Origin of the sequence: Gorillibacterium sp. CAU 1737 (genome assembly GCF_039888655.1) — a bacterium.
In the GTDB taxonomy this organism is placed as follows: Bacteria; Bacillota; Bacilli; order Paenibacillales; family NBRC-103111; genus Gorillibacterium.
Genome location: NZ_JBDQQO010000002.1, coordinates 302,882 through 321,191, shown reverse-complemented (window position 1 = coordinate 321,191; position 18,310 = coordinate 302,882). Strand labels below are relative to the sequence as shown.

20 protein-coding genes and 1 pseudogene are annotated in these 18,310 nt (G+C 55.5%); 19 read left to right on the top strand and 2 right to left on the bottom strand.

From position 1 onward, the window contains the following. The first annotated feature begins 7 nt into the window (after window positions 1-7). From AAFN83_RS05935 to AAFN83_RS05890, 10 genes and pseudogenes are all read left to right on the top strand, one after another. Complete coding sequence (locus AAFN83_RS05935; protein WP_347767854.1) at window positions 8-823, top strand: GNAT family N-acetyltransferase; 816 nt, start codon at window positions 8-10, stop codon at window positions 821-823. 24 nt (window positions 824-847) lie between these two features. After that, complete coding sequence (locus AAFN83_RS05930) at window positions 848-1,420, top strand: GNAT family N-acetyltransferase (protein ID WP_347767852.1); 573 nt, start codon at window positions 848-850, stop codon at window positions 1,418-1,420. Window positions 1,421-1,604: 184 nt separating this feature from the next. After that, window positions 1,605-1,985 (top strand): annotated as a pseudogene (locus AAFN83_RS05925) (VOC family protein); the annotation flags it as partial. Then, a complete protein-coding gene (locus AAFN83_RS05920; protein WP_347768263.1) occupies window positions 1,962-2,516 on the top strand; it encodes a GNAT family N-acetyltransferase in 555 nt (184 codons plus the stop codon). The pseudogene AAFN83_RS05925 and the gene AAFN83_RS05920, both read left to right, overlap by 24 nt. Window positions 2,517-2,581: 65 nt before the next feature. Next, window positions 2,582-2,845 (top strand): hypothetical protein, encoded by a 264-nt coding sequence (locus AAFN83_RS05915; RefSeq protein ID WP_347767851.1) that lies wholly within the window; start codon window positions 2,582-2,584, stop codon window positions 2,843-2,845. 36 nt (window positions 2,846-2,881) lie between these two features. Next, complete coding sequence (locus AAFN83_RS05910; RefSeq protein ID WP_347767850.1) at window positions 2,882-3,823, top strand: MBL fold metallo-hydrolase; 942 nt, start codon at window positions 2,882-2,884, stop codon at window positions 3,821-3,823. Between the two features lie 13 nt (window positions 3,824-3,836). Then, window positions 3,837-4,679 carry a type II pantothenate kinase gene (coaW, locus tag AAFN83_RS05905; protein WP_347767848.1) on the top strand — a complete coding sequence of 281 codons (843 nt, stop codon included), beginning with the start codon at window positions 3,837-3,839 and terminating at the stop codon, window positions 4,677-4,679. A 109-nt stretch (window positions 4,680-4,788) separates the two neighbouring features. After that, on the top strand, window positions 4,789-5,727 hold the full coding sequence (locus AAFN83_RS05900) for a metallophosphoesterase family protein (RefSeq protein WP_347767847.1): 939 nt from the start codon (window positions 4,789-4,791) through the stop codon (window positions 5,725-5,727). Between the two features lie 51 nt (window positions 5,728-5,778). Next, window positions 5,779-6,744 (top strand): MBL fold metallo-hydrolase, encoded by a 966-nt coding sequence (locus tag AAFN83_RS05895; RefSeq protein WP_347767845.1) that lies wholly within the window; start codon window positions 5,779-5,781, stop codon window positions 6,742-6,744. An 87-nt stretch (window positions 6,745-6,831) separates the two neighbouring features. Continuing rightward, window positions 6,832-7,716: a PPK2 family polyphosphate kinase gene (locus AAFN83_RS05890; protein WP_347767844.1), complete on the top strand. Its 885-nt coding sequence runs from the start codon at window positions 6,832-6,834 to the stop codon at window positions 7,714-7,716. 119 nt (window positions 7,717-7,835) lie between these two features. Here AAFN83_RS05890 and AAFN83_RS05885 read toward each other — a convergent pair whose 3' ends face one another. Next, on the bottom strand, window positions 7,836-8,990 hold the full coding sequence (locus tag AAFN83_RS05885) for a conserved virulence factor C family protein (RefSeq protein WP_347767842.1): 1,155 nt from the start codon (window positions 8,988-8,990) through the stop codon (window positions 7,836-7,838). A 257-nt stretch (window positions 8,991-9,247) separates the two neighbouring features. Between AAFN83_RS05885 and AAFN83_RS05880 the strand changes: the two genes are divergently transcribed. Then, window positions 9,248-9,787, top strand: a complete 540-nt coding sequence (locus AAFN83_RS05880) for a hypothetical protein (RefSeq protein WP_347767841.1) — start codon at window positions 9,248-9,250, stop codon at window positions 9,785-9,787. A 76-nt stretch (window positions 9,788-9,863) separates the two neighbouring features. On the opposite strand, the gene AAFN83_RS05875 is transcribed toward AAFN83_RS05880, so the two are convergent. Continuing rightward, window positions 9,864-11,390 carry an MDR family MFS transporter gene (locus AAFN83_RS05875; protein ID WP_481810480.1) on the bottom strand — a complete coding sequence of 509 codons (1,527 nt, stop codon included), beginning with the start codon at window positions 11,388-11,390 and terminating at the stop codon, window positions 9,864-9,866. Window positions 11,391-11,927: 537 nt separating this feature from the next. Between AAFN83_RS05875 and AAFN83_RS05870 the strand changes: the two genes are divergently transcribed. From AAFN83_RS05870 to AAFN83_RS05835, 8 genes are all read left to right on the top strand, one after another. Further along, a complete protein-coding gene (locus AAFN83_RS05870; protein WP_347767838.1) occupies window positions 11,928-14,246 on the top strand; it encodes an anaerobic ribonucleoside triphosphate reductase in 2,319 nt (772 codons plus the stop codon). Further along, on the top strand, window positions 14,239-14,871 hold the full coding sequence (locus AAFN83_RS05865; protein WP_347767836.1) for a 4Fe-4S single cluster domain-containing protein: 633 nt from the start codon (window positions 14,239-14,241) through the stop codon (window positions 14,869-14,871). The genes AAFN83_RS05870 and AAFN83_RS05865 overlap by 8 nt, the downstream gene beginning before the upstream one ends. Window positions 14,872-14,957: 86 nt before the next feature. Then, window positions 14,958-15,698, top strand: a complete 741-nt coding sequence (locus AAFN83_RS05860; protein ID WP_347767834.1) for a hypothetical protein — start codon at window positions 14,958-14,960, stop codon at window positions 15,696-15,698. Continuing rightward, entirely contained in the window at window positions 15,695-16,411 is a 717-nt protein-coding gene (locus AAFN83_RS05855) for a class I SAM-dependent methyltransferase (RefSeq protein ID WP_347767832.1), read from the top strand. Before AAFN83_RS05860 ends, AAFN83_RS05855 begins: the two co-directional genes overlap by 4 nt. Before the next feature lie 87 nt (window positions 16,412-16,498). Further along, window positions 16,499-16,711: a spore germination protein GerPB gene (locus tag AAFN83_RS05850; RefSeq protein WP_347767830.1), complete on the top strand. Its 213-nt coding sequence runs from the start codon at window positions 16,499-16,501 to the stop codon at window positions 16,709-16,711. A 130-nt stretch (window positions 16,712-16,841) separates the two neighbouring features. Further along, entirely contained in the window at window positions 16,842-17,468 is a 627-nt protein-coding gene (gerPC, locus tag AAFN83_RS05845; RefSeq protein ID WP_347767828.1) for a spore germination protein GerPC, read from the top strand. Between the two features lie 93 nt (window positions 17,469-17,561). Then, window positions 17,562-17,834, top strand: a complete 273-nt coding sequence (locus AAFN83_RS05840; RefSeq protein WP_347767826.1) for a DUF3886 domain-containing protein — start codon at window positions 17,562-17,564, stop codon at window positions 17,832-17,834. 26 nt (window positions 17,835-17,860) lie between these two features. After that, a complete protein-coding gene (locus tag AAFN83_RS05835) occupies window positions 17,861-18,202 on the top strand; it encodes a histidine triad nucleotide-binding protein (RefSeq protein WP_347767824.1) in 342 nt (113 codons plus the stop codon). Window positions 18,203-18,310 lie beyond the last annotated feature (108 nt).

Sequence of the window (18,310 nt, the reverse complement as noted above, 5' to 3'; positions counted from 1 at the left end):
ATCATACATGAAAGACATTATCCAGATGGGAGAAACCTTCCCCTATAGCTCGATGAAATATGCAGAGGAAGAAGAGCTTGCTCTTCAAGAGGGAGACTTCACCTTGACCCGCACCGATGCAGGTCTGATCGTGAAGCAGGACAAGGACGGGTATCACCTCCATTGGGCTGCGAAGGATGTAGATGCTTTCCTGGCGATCCTGCAGGATGTCCTGGCTCGCATTCAAGAGCCGGCCTCTCACGAAGGGAAACGGATTTATCTCGAATTTATTGAACCGGAATGGATTGCACGGCTGGAGCAGCTGAAGTTTCGGGTGGTCAGCCATTTTGAGGACTATTGGATTAAAGACCTCTCGAAGCCTTATCCGAAAGGGAAAGAAGAGATTCCGGTCCGCTTGGCCGTCGAAGCGGATCAAGCACGCCTTTCCCAGATTACGAAAGCTTGCGCAGATCAGTCGAGAGGCTTTCACGGAGAAGACGAATCGTTCGTTAAGGAATGGCTGGAGACCGAGCATTGTTGGATTCTGGCTGCTGAGGTGGAGGGGCAAGTGGCAGGAGCAACCTTTGTCTCGGTCTATGGACATGACCGGGAAGCGGGAACGGTACTGTGGCTTCGAGAACTTGCGGTAAGCCCCGATTTCCAAAAGCGGGGAATCGGCCATCGACTCGTTTCGGCCAGCTTGGATTGGGGGAGGGCTCAAGGAGCCAAGCAAAGCTTTCTCGCTGCGGATAAGCTCAACGATAACGCCATTCGAATCTATCAAACGTTCGGGTATGTTACGCAAGACCCGAAGGGCCAAATCAACATGGCTTTGAACCCGTAGGACATGGAAGAGGAGGATACAGCCTTGCCAATCGAGCTCTTGCAGGAATCAGAGGAGGTTTACCCGGAAATCGAACGCATGACTCGGGAAGCCTTCTGGGATGTGTACAAGCCGGGCTGCGACGAACACTTGATGGTTCACCAGCTCCATCAATCTCCTGCTTACGTGAGTGAGTTATCCCTAATCGCCAAAGACAGTGACCAGATCGTGGGCCATGTGCTGTACACGAGAGCCAAGGTCGTGAATGAGCAGGGAAAGTCCTTCGAACTCTTGTGCGTAGGCCCGCTGTCGGTTCGGCCCTCCTACCAGAGGCAAGGCATAGGGGCCAGGCTCATGAGGACGTCTATCGAAAAAGCAAGAAGCCTGGGGTACAGGGGGATTGCCATCTTCGGCAGCCCAGCCTATTACGGCCGATTTGGCTTCGTCAATGCCGAGAAGTACTCCATTCAGACCTCATGGGGAGCGAACTTCGATGATTTTATGGCGCTGGAGTTGAGTGCCGGTTCGCTTGATGAAGTATCCGGTCGGTATGAGTATGACGCCGCATTCGAGATCGACAAGACGGAACTGGAGGCTTTTGATCGGCAGTTCCTGTAAGCCAAAAGAGGAAGCGCCGATGATTCCATAGAGACACCACTATGCGGATTGTGGTAAATTTGTCTGGTGTTCAATGGTGATCCAAACTAAATACTCGCGAAAAGGGCTCAGATCGGAGCGGTATCGTTCCGTCTGCTGCCCGTTCTTTTTTCCTGTCCATTTGAAAACGAAAGGTTGTGAGGGGATGCTGCATCATGTGGAGATATACGTTTCGGATTTAGAGCGGTCGACCACCTTCTGGAGATGGTTCCTGGAGGAGTTGGGTTACGAGGAATATCAAAAATGGGCAAGCGGTATCAGCTGGCGGCACGAAGAGACGTACCTGGTGTTCGTCCAGACAGAGCAGAACTACCTCGACATTCCCTATCATCGGAAGCGGGTAGGGTTGAACCACCTTGCCTTCCATGCCAAAAGCCGGGAGCAGGTCGATTGGTTCACGGAGGAGCTCACCCGAAGGGGGGCTTCGATTCTGTATCGGGACAAGCATCCTTATGCGGGGGGAGAAGGGTACTACGCCGTGTTCTTTGAAGACCCCGATCGCATGAAGGTGGAGATCGTAGCCCCTTCGCTTTCGGATGAACGGTCAGGAGATGTGATCGTGAAGCCGCTGGACACGCAAGAGGAGGCCATTCGATGCTTTCAACAAGCGCAGATTCATTGTCCTTGGTACCCGAAGGAGTACTTTGAGGGCTGGCTGACAGCGAATCGGGAAGGGAACCGACTCACGCGACTCGTCTTTCACGAGGGTAAGCTTGCGGGGTGGTGCCATTTGCTGCGTGTTTCGGATTACCCCTCCTTTCAAGAGGAACAGATTCCAGAAATCAACGACCTGGTGATCTTTCCCGAGTTTCGCCGGAAGAAGCTGGCAAGCCGTCTTCTGGAAGAGCTGGAACGAGCAGCAGCGGCCTGGAATTGCGCGAGAGTTGGCCTTGGAGTGGGCCTTTATGGGGATTACGGTCCCGCTCAACTCTTGTATGCCAAGCGTGGGTACCATTTAGATGGAAAAGGAATGAGCTACAAGAATCAAAGGGTCAAGGCAGGGCAAGAGGTGCCGATCGATGATGAGCTGCTGGTTTATCTCGTGAAGGATTTGTGACTGCCGAAACCAACGTGGGGATGATTCGTTTCATATACCAATCCCTATAATAAGGAAGTGGCAGGATGGAAATCATTCTTTTCTTGATTTTGCTTGTGGTGAATATCCCGGTCTACAAATACCTGTTCCGCGTGTTTTTCAGCAGCCGAGAGGATTTCAAGGAAGCGGTCAAGTTTTCATTTACACCCGATCTCCTTTCCCTTTTCCGCGGGCGTTACTGGAAAGACCAGTTTGGGGAAGCGAAGCTCTCCTTCTTTCTCTTTTGCTGCTTTCTCGTGGTAGCCTGCGAGTTTGGTCTCCTTTACGCATTAGCACGCGCGCTGTTCTAGTCATTTGAATTGATTTTCTTGAGGAGATGACGGAGAATGTCTGCATGGGTTTCCAGGCATTTTGGATTGGAAAAGGTGGCGGAAGGGGTATACGCGGCCATAGCGACTGAGCATGGAGGAGCCATGGGCAATGCGGGCTTTGTCGATTTGGGAGATCGTGTCGTAATCTTCGACACCTTCAATGCGCCGCAAGCGGCCCAGGATTTAAAGGAGGCTGCGGTCCATTTCACCGGCCATGATCGGTTTATCCTGGTGAACAGCCATTGGCATGGGGATCACATTCGCGGCAATCAGGCATTTGATGCCAAGGAGATCTACGCCTCCCCGATAACGCGGGAATGGATCGAGCGGGAACATCCAGGCCGCATCGAACGGCAGCAAAGCATGCTCCCGCAGCTTGCCCTGGATATTGCGGAGTTGGAAGGCAAGCTGGCGGCCCTCCACGGAGAAGAAACACAGGCTGAGCGAATTACGCTCCACCAGCAAGTGAGCTTCTTGCGGGAAATGCAGGAGGCGCTGCCCCAGCTCCGGCTCGTGCCGCCTACTCATTCGGTTGAGCATGAACAGGTCCTTACCGGTTCGGCTCGGTCCATCCGTCTTGTGACATGCGGAGCCGGGCACAGCCCATCGGACCTCGTGATGGAGGTCCCGGACTGCGGTATCCTGTTTGCAGGCGACCTGGTCTCGATCGACAATCACCCCATGCTGGACGGAGGAGACCCATGGAACTGGGTCAACATTCTAGAAATGCTGGAATCGAACGGCTATACCACCGTGATCCCTGGACACGGACCAGTGGGAGCAGCGGATTCCATATCCGTGCAACGGCAGTATCTGAAGACGCTAATCGATCTGGCATCTCGCATTTCTGAGGAAGAGTCCATGCCGGAGCCGTACATGGCTTGGAAAGCTGATTTTTTGTACAAGCCGAATCTGGCATACATACGAGCGAAAGCCGCGCAAAGCGTGCAGCAATGAAGGAGTAGAACGAATGTCTGAATGGAATCACAGGAAGATCGGTGTGGATGCAGGGGGAACCCTGATCAAGGTGGCCTATAGCAATGGCGAGGTAGCGGAGCCGGTAACCTTGAAATTCGCGACCTCGCGGATCGAAGAAGCCGCCGAATGGTTGAATCGGTATCCGGAAGCGCAGGTTTGCCTCACGGGAGGCAAGAGCCGTGTGTTGACGGCGCTGCTGCAAGGAAGAGTTACGGAGCTGGGAGAATTTGACGCAACGGTGCAAGGGGCCCGATTCTTGCTGCGGCTGCAGGGAGTGGAGCTGGACAACTTCATCCTGGCGAACGCCGGGACCGGAACGTCCATCCACCATGTCGGTCCGTCAGGTTCGCATCGCGTGATCGGCACCGGTGTAGGCGGTGGAACGGTGATGGGGCTTTCCGCACTGCTTACGGGAACGCATGATTTTGACTCGATCATCCGAGAATCCGCAGCCGGCGATCGCGAGCGGGTCGACTTGCTGGTTCGCCATATTTATGAAGGTTCGAATCCTCCGATCCCCGGTGATCTGACCGCGAGTAATTTCGGGAACGTGCTGCACAGCCCTCAACCTCCTCAACCGGCTGACGCCCTCGCTTCTGTGCTTGGGCTGGTCGGGGAGACGATCACGACGGTGAGCGTGATGGCAGCTGCCATGTCCGGGACAGACCGAATTGTGTACGCGGGCTCTCTCTTTGAAGGAAACGAGCCGCTCTCGGAGATCGTCGCCCGCTATACCCGTATCCGCGAATGTGAACCGTTCTTGTTGAAGAATGGAGGCTTTTGCGGCGCCATCGGGGCTTGGCTCGCGTTAAACCAAGCCAGACACCTTTTATAACAAGAGAAAGTGGGACCCGTTTTTATCCGTTATCGATGATGAGATCGGAATAGGCGGGTTTTTCTTTTTTACAACACGGTAGATATAACAATAGAAAGAAGGTAGCTGGATGGCGGATGTTCGCTTTGTGGTTTGTACGGATTTGCATGCAGACGCTGTGCCGGATGCGAAGGAGCGTCTCAGGGAATGCCTGGATACGGTTCGGAGGACGTCTCCAGATTTTTTGATGGTGCTGGGAGATTTGTGCCATCCGCACCCTCACAACCAGCCGCTCCTTGACATGATCGAAGAGAGCGGAGTGCCCTGCTATCACGCGGTAGGAAATCACGACAGCGATACCTGCACCCAGGATGAGGTGCTGGCCTTTTTGAAGCAGTCCCGTTCTTATTACTCGTTTACCGCAGGAATGTACAAGTTCCTTGTGCTGGACGCCTGCTACATCAAGACAGACGAAGGTACTGAGCCCTACGGGGGAAGGAATTATTCGACCACCTCCGGCGTATACCCGTACATTCCTGTGGAGCAACTGGTGTGGCTGGAGCGAGAACTGGCCGAATGGGACGGACATGCGCTCGTCTTTACCCATCACAGCCTGGTCAATTCGTTCGCCAAGCGGGGTGTGGCCAATCGGGATGACGTCCGCGCTTTATTGGAAAAAGGGACCCGAACCGGAAGGGTTCTCTTGTGCATGAACGGGCATGATCACGGGGATGAGGCCTCCGTCGTGAACGGCATTTGCTATTACACCCTGAACTCCATGACTTATATCTGGCAGAATGTGAAGCCTTTGTTCCCTTATCCGGTGGAGGTCCATGAAAAGTATCCGGGGCTCGCCAACCTCATTTTGTATGAAAATGCCCTTCATGCTGTTGTCACGTTGACAGAGAACGGTGAAATCTCAATTCAGGGAATGGAGAGCGATTATCGCCGTGTCACTCCGACAGATGCGGGCATCACCAATCAAAAATGGAACGATGTCTCCATCGATCCGGTGGTCACCTCCATTCGAGTCAAAGACGGCCGAATCCTGCCTTACTCGATTGTCTAACGCATGAATGTGGCCTATAATGGATTCCCATATTGGACGGGAGTGGTGACGATGAAAAACACAATAGAAACCTATAGGGGCTCCGAGCATTTTCGGCTGAATCGCATTACAGATTGCGTAATTGCAGCCATTGCGGTTCCAGGCACCGGTTCCTTGGGAAATGCAACGATCCTTGATCTAGGCGATACAACCGTTGTTGTGGATACATTTTCCACCATACAGGCTGCAGAGGATTTGAAAGCGGCCGCGGAGTACCTTACGGGAAATCCGGTATCCTATGTAATCAACACCCATTGGCACAGCGACCATACCTCTGGAAATCAAGTGTTTGTCCCTACCGCTCAAATTATTTCGACATCCACAACTCGTGAGATTATGGATACCTTCTCCCGTAAGCGATTAGCCCATTATCAGGAAAACACGGCGATGTTGGTTCAGGCAATCGACGACCTTGAAGAGCAAATCCAACAAGAGACAGATGAAAAGCTGAAGCGTGAAATGGTATGGGAAAATGCAACTGACCGTGAATTTGTGAACATGCTCCCCAATCTGGTCCATACGCTGCCGACGATCACTTATGATAAGCAAATGACCCTACATGGCCGTGACCGTAGCATTCAACTCCTTACCTTTGGCGGGGGGCACACACAAAGTGATACGATCGTGTACATCCCGGAGTACAAAATTGCCGTCATGGGGGATCTGGTGCTCTCCAACCATCACCCGGTTTTGGCGAATGCCAATCCTCAGGAATGGCTGACCATTCTGGAGCAGGTCGAATGGCTGGATGTAGAAACGATCGTGCCGGGACATGGGGAAGTATGCTCGTTGCAAGAACTTCACGCAGTGAAGGGATACATAACGGATCTATGGGCAATAGTGACAGAAGCCGTCCATAGCAAGAAAAACTTGGAGGAGATTGAAGTACCCGAAAAGTACCGTGACTGGTACTTTACTACCTATTTCAAGACGAATGTGAGCAAGGTTTCTGACCTGATCACGAAAGCAGTGGGGTAACAAAAAAAGAGTCAGAGTAGTCCTTGCCGCTTAAGCCATTGTTGAATTGGGGTAATCATGAAGATGGAAGCTTGAGGAGGGATGACCATGCTGAAGCACTATCGGTTAACCGGAAATGAGAAGGAAGCGCTTCTTCGTTTCGACCCGGAAGATACGAACGGGATCGAGGATCGGGAAGAGCTGGCTGACGAGTTCGAGAAGCTGAAGAAGGAGCTCTACGAAGAACAGGAGAAGCTGTTCGCCAGCAAGACGAACGGCGTCCTCATCCTGTTTCAGGGAATGGACTGCAGCGGCAAGGACGGCGTGATCAAGAAGGTGCTGGCGGAATTGAACCCGCAAGGGTTCCGCGCGGAGAGCTTCAAGGCTCCGACGACCGAAGAAGCCGCTCACGACTTCCTTTGGCGAACGCATAAGGTTACGCCGCCAAAAGGCTTTATCACAGCCTTTAACCGCTCGTATTATGAGGATGTGCTGATCACCCGCGTGCACAAGCTCGTGGATGATGAGGAAGTGGGGAGGCGCTTCAAGCACATTACACGCTTCGAGAAGCTGCTCGCGGACAGCGGCATTGCCCTCGTTAAGATCTTCCTCCACATCTCCCCGGACTTTCAATTAAAGAAGATCCGTGAGCGGATGGTCAATCCGGAAAAGCTGTGGAAGTTTGATCACAGCGACCTGGAGGAGCGCCGGTATTGGGATGAGTATCAGGCCGCCTACAACGATGTGTTCAAGCATACGGCGACCAAGCGTCATCCCTGGTATATCGTACCGGCCAATCACCGCTGGTTTCGGGATTACCTAGCACTTAAGATCATTGTGTCGGCGTTCAAGGAGTTGAACCTGACCTACCCGCAGGTGGATCTGGCGAAGTATAAGCCGCTTCTGGAGCATGATCCTCTGGCTCAAATCCGCGCCGAACAAGCCGTAAAGAGCGCGAAGGAACAGAAGAAAAAGCAAGAAGCGAAGGCGTGACACTTGGGGGATGCTTATCAATACCCCTTAGCGCTAGTGGGCATCCCTGCAAATGGGCATCAACAAAAGGCGTATGAGAGAGGACGAGCATCCTTCTCTCCTACGCCTTTTTTAGACGATTACCGATCCCTTGCCGTCATTTGCTGCCAGACGGAACCGGCCGCTTCCTCGCCGCCTTCGATGCGCTGAATGGCCATTTGAATCTGCATGCGCACCTCGAACTCCGGGTCGTCCTCCGCCATCCGCAGGGCAGGCAGCGAGCGCTCGTCACCGGCTTCAAAAAGAAAGCGAGCGGCCCGCCAGCGAACGAGCTTGTTGCGGTCGCGCAAGGCGGCTGTCATCGGCCCGGCTGCCTCCGGGTCGCCGATGTCGGACAGCGTGTCGCCTACCGTCCGGCGAACGATTGGGGAGGCATCCGTCAGCGCCTCATACAGCAGCATCATCGCCTCGGGGGTTCGCACATCCCCGAGGTAGACCGCGGCCAAGCGGCGGATGGATACCTTCTCATCCCGCACCGCCGATGCGAGGAGAGGCACGGCCGCTTCCTCGGGCTTCAAGCGCTCCAGGGCAGCATAGCGGACTCTCCAGTCCGGGTTGCTGAGCGCCTCGTGGAGCTGGACCAGCGAGGAGCTCTCTTCCGCAGGAGCTTCTCCCGGGGCTACGTCGCCTGCGCTTGCAACGAGAGCGGCGAGCCGCTCGTCGGGGTAGGCCGCGTCCAACTCCGTGGCCACCTCCTCCAGCACCTCCTGGGGCTCGCCATACCGGACGCCGTGCTCTTCGAGCTTGCGCTCCTTGATGAGGTTAGGGGAGGCGAGGCCGGCTTCCATTGCCGCCTCGGCGAACCGCTTGGGAAGACCGAGCCTCGCTTCCTGCTCGCCGGAATAGACTCGGATTTGCATGGGGATGCCGCGGAACACTTGAATGGCGACACGGACCTCGCCCCAGCCTTCCGTGGGAAGCGCGGATTCGATCCCAGCGCTGTCTGAATCGAGTGGAATGGGGAGAGCTGCATTCTCGGCTTCCCCGAGAATGGCGCGAACCTCCTGCAGGATCGGCTGCCAATCCCCCTTCGGGTGGCGGTCGATCGCCATGAAATCGGCGACATGGAAGAGACTGGTGACGCCGGGGATGGCAAGCAAGCGTCGGACGATATCCGGAGCTTGGGCTGCATTATCCGGGGTGTAGGTTTGTCGTTCGCCCGCCGGGAGCGTCACATCCAGGTTCAGCTTCATGGAGTTGGGACTTGGCGTCGGTTCGATGGAGATGAGCTTCATTGGGACACTCCTTTCGGTTTCTGAATCGTTATTCTTATGATAGCACAGGCCTCACGGAGAGAAAAACTCACCGGCCCCCGCAGCGATCATCCAGGTCAGGAAAGATTTTCTATAGTCAAATGGTACGGCTTGTAAGGCTTCTCCGATGATTGCATTTCCAGATAAAGTGGAGTAAAGTATGTACTTGTGCGTGCGGTGAAGGGCGATACATTTTCTTTTGTCCTAGCCGCCAACCGATAGAGAGAGGGGTATACCATATGTACAAAAAACTGGCATTATCCGCATTGATTCTGACACTTTCCATCTCGGCCGCCGCTTGCTCGAGCGACAACAAGACGAGCGAATCGGCCTCCCCGGCTGCAACGGTTGCTCCAACCACTGCATCTGCTGAGGATGCAAGCCTGTACCAAGCCAAAGCTTACATTGCCGGCCGTCTGGCTGAAGAGAAGATCACGCAGCTGTTCACCAAGGAAACGACGGAAGACGGCAAACCGGTTCTGACTTCGTCCATCGCCAAGAGCAAGGAAGAGGCAACCGAATTCTTGAATGCTTACCTGGATCCGGCTCTGACGGAGAAAGTGCTTGCCCATTACCTGACGGAAGAAAAAGCTGGTGAAGCCATTGTAGTTAAGGCGGATCCGTTCGTACCGGCTTCCATCCTCGCCACGGCTTCCCAGGAAGAAGTCACGTTCTCCGGAACGGCTGACGAAGTGAAGATGACCCTGAAGGACGGCGGCGTCTACACGGCCAAGAAGAATGCCGAAGGAAACTATATTATCAGCGACATCGCAAAATAAGTCTTTTCAATAGAAAAGCCGAAGCTCCTCGTAAGGGGGAGCTTCGGCTTTTTTGCCGTGCAGGTATTCCATTCCATCAGGTGGCTTCCGGTTTCCCGGCTTCCGGCGCTACGACGCGCTCCTTGCCCATGAAGAAGGTGGCAACGGCTGCAACAGCCAGCGGAATGAGCGCAAGCAGGAACAGGTACGTAATCGAGGAGGACATCGCCGCCACGATCTTGTCGAGCACCTGCGGCGGAATCTTCGCTCGTCCCGCATCCGTAAAGAGCGAGCGGGTGTCTTCCGAGTTAAAGGGCATGCCGCCGCCCATTCCACCGCCCATGTCCGCAAATTGCTCCTTCAGGTTCGAGAGGAACGTCCGGCTCTGAATGCTGCCAAACAGCGTGATGCCGATCGTCATTCCAAGCGACCGCAGGAAGGAGTTGGTCGAATTCGCGGTTCCGCGATAGTGAGGCTCCAGGTTGTGGGTAGAAGCCGTGGGCAAGAGCGAGAACGAGAAGCCGGTCCCGAAGCCCGCTAGCGTCATGTAGAGCGTCAAGTAGAGGCGCGGCGTATCCGGCGTGAGCGTGCTGAGCAGGTACATCCCCGCCAGAAACGCGAAGATCGAGATGATCATCAGGTTGCGGAAGCTGGTCTTCGTCTGGAAGACGCCGCCGATGGCGCTGCCGACTACGGAGCCAAGCATCATCGGCGTCAGGATCAGCCCGGCGGAGGTTGCACTGCCTCCATAGATCGCCTGCACGTAGATGGGAATGTACACGGTCAGGATGATAAAGGTGGCGCCGTACAAGAGGGCGAGAATCTGCGAGACGGCAAACAGCCTCCGGCGGAACAGCCAGAAGGAGATGACAGGCTCCTCTGCCTTTCGCTCCACGAGGACGAAGATAAGGAGGAACACCGCAAAGGAAGCGAACAGGCCGAGCAGAGGCAGGGAATCCCAGGCGAGCTTCTTACCCCCGAGCTCAAGGGCAAACATGAGGCTGACGACGGAGAGGACCAGCGTGGAAGCTCCCCACCAGTCGATTGCTTGCTTCGTATGGATCTTCGACTCGTGGTATTCCCTCCAAATCAGCAGGAAGGAGAGAATGCCGATAGGGACATTGACGTAGAAGATCCAATGCCAGCTTATGTACTCTGTGATATAAGCGCCGAGCAAGGGGCCGAGTACGCTGGATGCGCCGAATGTCGCGCCGAGCAGAGCGGTCATCTTGCCGCGTTTTTCCGGGGGGAACAAGTCGAAGACAATCGTGAAGGCGATGGGCATGAGTGCTCCGCCGCCGATGCCTTGAAGGGCCCGGAACAGGCTCAACTGCACGATGTTTTGGGAAATGCCGCACAGCATGGAGCTCACGAGAAACAGGATGAGCCCGAAGATGAAAAACCGCTTGCGGCCGTACATGTCCGACAGCTTGCCGAAGATGGGCATCCCGGCCATATTGGCGACCATATAGGCCGAGGTCACCCACACAAATTGATCGTAGCCGCCGAGGTCGCCCACGATCGTGCCCATGGCGGTCGCGACGATTGTATTATCCATCGCAGCCATCAGGATGGACAGCAGCAGGCCGGTAATGACCAGTTTGATGTTTCCTTTTGATTCCATCACAGGCTAGGACTCCTTTCCTAAGGGGGGGGTTCGTTCAATAGAAGGAAACTGTATCCAGTGTATGAAGGCGGATGAAGGAAGTCAAGGGGCAAGCTTTTATACAGAGAGGACTAAGCAGAAGGCGGCTGCGGATTCAAGAGTTGACATCAAAAATGACGAAAAGGATTCGAGAATTCGTGACAGCTTCTAGACAGTTTTGTCACATCTCCTGTTCATTTCGGGGGTGAAATCCTCATTTTCCCGCGTCATTATCCGCAAATCAGGGGATCGATCTCTTGGAAAGGAGGGCAGGAGACAATCTTGACACCTACCATATCTTGAAGTAATCTTTGATCTGCGTCTATATCTAGTGCATATGGACACGCCAAGCTACTCGATCCGGATCGGATCACCTTATGAGGCAGATCGCCTGTAATGATGCGGTAAACTCGCTGGTTTCATACAGAAAGCGCCTTGGGTGCCAAGGATTCCGGTTGGTTACATAGCCCCTCAAGGGCCTGAAACGAGATTCTAACAAGTAAGGAGACGGTAGGTATGTTGATGAAGATTCGGAAGAGAGATGGGCGCGAAGCGCCGTTTACTTTGGAGAAGATTGGACAAGCCATCCTCAAGGCGGCAGCGGCTACGGGCGAAGTGGGGTATGAGCAATCGCTGCGTCTCGCCGAGCAGGTCGTGATGGAACTGGAGCAGGAGAGAGAAGGACGCATTCCTCATGTTGAGGAAATTCAAGATATGGTCGAGCGGGTGCTGGTGAAGTCCGGCTTGGCCGAAACGTCCAAGGCCTACATCTTGTATCGTGCGGAGCGTACCCGGGCTCGTGAGATGAACATGCGGCTCATGAAGGTCTATGAGGATTTGACTTATCAAGATGCCGAGAACAACGACCTGAAGCGGGAGAATGCCAACATCGACGGCAACACCGCCATGGGCACAATGCTGAAATACGGGTCGGAAGGTGCGAAGCAATTCTACGAGCTGTTCGTCCTGAATCCGGATCATGCGCAAGCTCACAAGCAAGGCGACATTCATATCCACGACCTCGACTTCTTGACCCTGACCACAACCTGCTGCCAGATTGACATTCAGAAGCTGTTCGAAGGCGGCTTCGGGACCGGACACGGCGAGCTGCGCGAGCCCAATGACATCAACAGCTATTCGGCATTGGCCTGCATCGCCATTCAATCCAACCAGAACGATCAGCATGGCGGCCAAAGCATTCCGAACTTCGATTACGGTATGGCGCTCGGCGTTGCCAAGACCTACAGCCGTCTGTACCGCAACAACCTGCTTAAAGCCGTGGAACTCTTGAGCGATACGCCGGAAGCGGTGAAGGTCCCTCTGTCTGCCCTGCTGGAGGATTGGAAGGCGCGCGCCCCTTACCCGCGTATGGTTCGGACGGAAGCGGAGCTGGAAGCCGAACGCACGGAGCTGGCGGGAATCGTCGGAGATGCGTCGATCGCAAGCCGGATGCAGCAATTTGCCCTCACACAGGCACAAGCGGAGACAGAGCGGAGCACTTTCCAAGCGATGGAAGCCCTCATCCATAACCTGAATACGATGCACAGCCGGGCAGGTGCGCAAATCCCGTTCAGCTCGATCAACTACGGAACGGACACGTCCCCGGAAGGACGGCTCGTCGTTCGCAGCATTCTGCTCGCTACCGAGTCCGGGCTTGGGAATGGGGAAACCCCGATCTTCCCCATCCAGATCTATCGAGTGAAGGAAGGCGTGAACTACAATCCGGAAGACCCGAACTACGACTTGTTCCAATTGGCTTGCCGGGTAAGCGCCAAGCGGCTGTTCCCGAACTTCTCGTTCATCGACGCTCCGTTCAACCTTCAATATTATAAGGAAGGCCGTCCGGAGACGGAGATTGCTTACATGGGCTGCCGGACTCGCGTCATCGGCAACGTGCATGATTCGGATCGCGAAGTAACACATGGCCGTGGCAACCTGAGCTTCACCACGATTCCGCTGCCGCGTCTTGCGATCAAGCACGCCCACGATGTGGACGGCTTCTTCCAGGAGCTGGATCAGAAGATTGACCTCGTGATCGGGCAGCTTCTTGAACGCTATGAGATTCAAGCGGCGAAAAAGGTAAAGAACTTCCCGTTCCTCATGGGACAAGGGATCTGGATTGACTCGGACAAGCTGGGCCGGGAGGATACGATTCGCGAAGTGCTCAAGCACGGAAGCCTGTCGGTCGGCTTCATCGGCTTGGCCGAATGCCTCAAGGCGCTCATCGGGGAACATCACGGGGAATCGGAGAAGGCTCGCGAGCTAGGGCTGAAGATCATCACCCACATGCGGGAACGGATGGATGCAGCTGCTGAGCAATACAAGCTGAACTTCACGCTACTGGCTACGCCGGCAGAAGGAACAGCCGGACGCTTCGTTCGCATGGATAAGAAGAAATTCGGTACGATTCCGGGCGTGACGGACCGTGATTACTACACCAACGGATTCCACGTGCCGGTGTATCACAAGCTGACCGCCTTCGAGAAGATTCAAATCGAAGCTCCGTACCATGCACTGACGAACGCCGGCCACATCACTTATGTGGAATTAGACGGCGACCCGACCTTCAATCTGCCGGCTTTCGAGAAGATCGTGCGGGCCATGAAGGAATCCGGTATCGGCTATGGCTCCATCAACCATCCGCTCGACCGCGACCCTGTGTGCGGATACAGCGGCGTCATTGAAGAAGCTTGCCCGAATTGCGGACGGACGGAAGCCGATGGCCGCGGTAAGTTTGAGCGTATCCGCCGCATCACCGGCTACCTGGTCGGAACCCTCGACCGTTTCAACGATGCCAAGAAAGCGGAAGAACGGGATCGGGTTAAGCATGGATAAGCTGGAGATCCGAGTAGAGTCGCCTGCCGCAACGCCTGCTCAGGGGCCTTCGGCTGAACCGCAGCCGCAGTCGCAGCGATTCACCGAGGATTCCCTGATTCGGATTGCCGACTGGGTGGAGGATTCCATCACAGACGGTCCGGGTCTTCGCTTCACCCTGTTCACCCAAGGCTGTCCCCATGCGTGTCCGGGCTGTCACAATCCGCAGACGCATGCTGTGGAAGGCGGACGTGTCGTTACGCTTGGCAGCATCCTGGACCGAATTCGGGCCAATCCGCTGCTTGACGGCGTCACCTTAAGCGGGGGCGATCCGTTCGAGCAAGCAGCTCCGCTCGCCTTTTTGGCGGAGAAGATTCATGAGTTGGGCCTGAATGTCATTACCTACACTGGATACCTGTACGAACGGCTCTGTGCACCGGTAGGGATTGAAAGGGGCTGGGACAAGCTGTTGGACCAGACCGACCTGCTGGTGGATGGCAAGTACATCGCTCGCCTGCGCGATCCCTTGCTCTTATTCCGGGGATCCTCCAACCAACGGATTCTCGACATGGCCGAGACCCGTCGAACCGGGGCGGCTGTGGTGGTGGAAGAGGATCGACTTCGCAGCGGATGTTTTCTATACTAGGAGAAGCTGGAGAACCCTGTCCGCAGGGTTCTCTTTTTTTGAGAAGGAATTCAAGAGTTCAAGTGTTCAAAGGAAAGGAACTTGTGATGGAATACCGATACGCGACGACCAAACGTAACGAAGAGGACTTTGCGAGCGGCCGCTTGCTGTACGGAGGGCATGGGACGACGGCATTTCCGGTGCGCCTGGCGAGTGAGCTTGTGCAGAGGGGACTCGCTCATCTTGAGCGGCTGGGCAAGAAGGCTCCGTACCGCTTGTATGATCCCTTTTGCGGGGGTGGGTACTTGGCCACCCTGCTTGGGTTCTTGCAGCCGGGGGTATTCGCAAGAATAGAGGGCTCGGATCTGAATGAAGGAGTGCTGAGCGTAGCGGAGCGGAACCTGTCCTTGCTTACCCCAGCAGGACTGGAGGAGCGGACCCATCAGCTTCAGGAGCTGGAGCGCTTATACGGAAAGCCTTCCCACCGGGAGGCACTGGAAAGCGCGAAACGGCTGGCCGCGCTCACTGAAGAACAGCATGCCTCGTTGGAATGCCGCGCATTCTGCCATGACAGCACCGGCCTCGTTCCCCCGGCAGAGGTGAGGGAGGTGGACCTCGTCTTCACCGATCTCCCCTACGGCGAGCTCGTCTCCTGGCAGGGAGAAGCCCGGGACCCGATTCCTGCCTTCCTGGAGCAGCTGGGAGCTTGTCTTGCAGCGGAAGCCATTGTTGTCGTGGTGGCGAACAAAGGGCAAAAGCTCGTCCATCCTGCCTACGAGAGGAAAGAGGCAGGCAAGATCGGCAAGCGACAATTTGCGATTCTGGAGTGGAAGGGGAGGCCTCAGTGAATCCTTGGAATAAGGAAGAGAAGCTTGAGCACCCGCAGGACGAGGAGCGGATCGGCGCTTATTGGGAGCGGCGGTTTGTGGCTGAGGGCCTGATCTGGAGCGACGTTCCCAGCCAAACGGCGCAGGATGCTTCTCATTGGTTTCAGCAGGAGGGGCTGCGCACGCTGTTGGTGCCGGGCGCGGGGTATGGGCGCAATACGCGGTTCTTTTCCTCTTCATATAAGGTGGATGCCATCGAGCTGTCGCCGTCTGCCGCTAAGCTGGGCGAAGCCTTCGATCCGAAGACCACGTTCTACGTAGGATCTGCCTTCGACCCGATAATAGGGGGCCGGGATCGGTACGACGCCATCTATTGCTACGATCTGTTGCATCTCTTCCGGGAGGCCGATCGGAAAAGGCTGCTGCAGAGCCTGATCGGTCGATTGCGGGGGGGCGGCATCCTGTACCTCACCGTCTTCTCCAATGAAGACCCCCACTGCGGCAAGGGAGACCTTCTCGAACCGGGAACCTACCTCTACAAGCCGGACAAGTTTGCTCATTTCTACGAGCAGGAAGAGCTGCTCCGGCTTGTTCCGGGGTGGAACGTGCTGGAGACGCGAAGCTGGCGGGAGCCCTTTCCCCCGGAGGACGGTCGGCAACGGGAATATACCATTCGCAGTTTGGCTGCACGCAAGCCATCGGGAGAGTTCCAGCTGCCAGCCGCAGGACAATAGGGGAAGAGGAACCTCCGGTTGGATAGGCGCATACCCTTCAGTAATGAGAAGGATGGGCTATTCCATCTCCAAAAGGAGGGCTTGGGCATGATCGTCTACCAATCGATCGCCATCCACTATCTCCACATCGATTCCGTTAGCCAAGCATCCGTTGTGCAAGTAGGTGCGGCCGGAGCGCTTGGCTCGCAAGCATTCCAGCTCTCGGGAGGAGAAGCCGCGGCCGAAGCACCTGACGGGAATACTGAGACCGAACCCGCTGCTGGTTCTCCTCTCGTTCCCTTGCCTTTGCCCAGCGGGTGAGGTTCCCTTATGACCTCCATAGGCCTCGGATCTAAAGGAGGTTCTGTAGGAGGAGCTGCTTCTAAGCTTCTCCTGCTTGTATGCTTCCTTGGACCGCCGCATACATATGAGGGTGTGGGGGGGAGCGGACATGATGCCTTGGGAGGTGCAGCTCTGCCGGCTGGAACAGCAGCTTGCCTGGCAGAGCGGGATGATTCTGGAGCTGCAAAGAATGGTTCAGCAGCTTATGGAGCAAGTGGAGAAGCTTCAAGCAGTTCCGCATACGAAGATCGATCGGATCGAGTACCAGTTCGATCAGTTGAAGGTGGAGAAGCTGGAAGGCGCCCTGCATATCGGCATCTCTCCCCCCGGCACCTCCGATTTGCTTGCGCAGCAGCCAGGGGGAGGATGGGAAGCGGTGGGCTGGAAGGGGGGAGTCTCCCCGGAGGCATCATTTGCTTCAACGGATTCCACGCAGGAACCGTACCGCTCCATTCGGCGCTATATGGAGGAAGAGGTTCCGCACCTGATGAATCAGTTAGCGGAAGAAAGTCCCTACGTGTTCCCGGATGCCTACCTTCATCAGATGAAGCGTTCGCTGGAATCCCAGATTGAGGAGCGAGTGGCTCACTACCTGCGCCAGACCCCGGAGGAAGCATTGAATGCGGATGAGATTTACCTGGATCGCATTGCTGCGCAGGTACAGCGAGATGTTGAGGCAGCGATTCGCATCCATTTTGCTGAGCGAAAAGAGGAGAACCGGGGAAATCCGGGCTAAGGGGATAGAAGAGGATATGCAAAGAACCCGGACGGTAAAGTTCAGTGCCGACCGGGTTTCTGTTATAATGATAGCGATTGAAGAGGTGAGCTTATGGCCAAGAAGAAAAAGACAGCGCCTGCTCCGCGTCCCGCGCAAGCGGACAAGCCGACCACGCTTGCCGACCTCATCCGGCCGGAGATTCGCGAGAAGCTTCAGGCAGATGCCAAGGAGCAAGCGGAGACGCTGCGCAAGACGGAAGAGACGAAGCGGCTCGAAGAGCGACGCAAGGCGGAAGAAGCGCGCAAGGCAGAGGAAGATCGGCGAAACAACGATTTCGCCTATTTGCTGGAGAACAGCAAGATGGATTGGAAGACGTACAAATAGGCTGCTGAAAGGATGGAAGAACGCGCATGACGGATTGCTTGTTTTGCAAAATTATTCGCGGAGAACTGCCTTCCCGGAAGGTATACGAGGATGAGGATGTCGTGGCATTTTGGGACATCGCCCCGCTCGCTCCCGTCCATGTGCTGACGATCCCGAAGAAGCACATTCAATCGGCTATGGAGCTGGGAGACGAGGATGGAGAGCTTCTGGCGAAGCTGCATCACGGGATCCGGGAGGTCGCTCGTGCAACGGGAATAGCCGAGAGCGGATTCCGCATCATCTCCAATGTCGGGTTTGACGGGCAGCAGACCGTGCCTCATCTTCACTTTCACGTGATCGGCGGCCGCGAGCTGGACTGGAACGCCTAAGAGAAGCAGATGGAGATGAACGGACCTTTTCCCGAATGGCGTGCGGTGGTTAGGAAAGAAATGGTATACTGAGAGGAAACCACTCTATCGAAGAAAGGCGTGTGCATG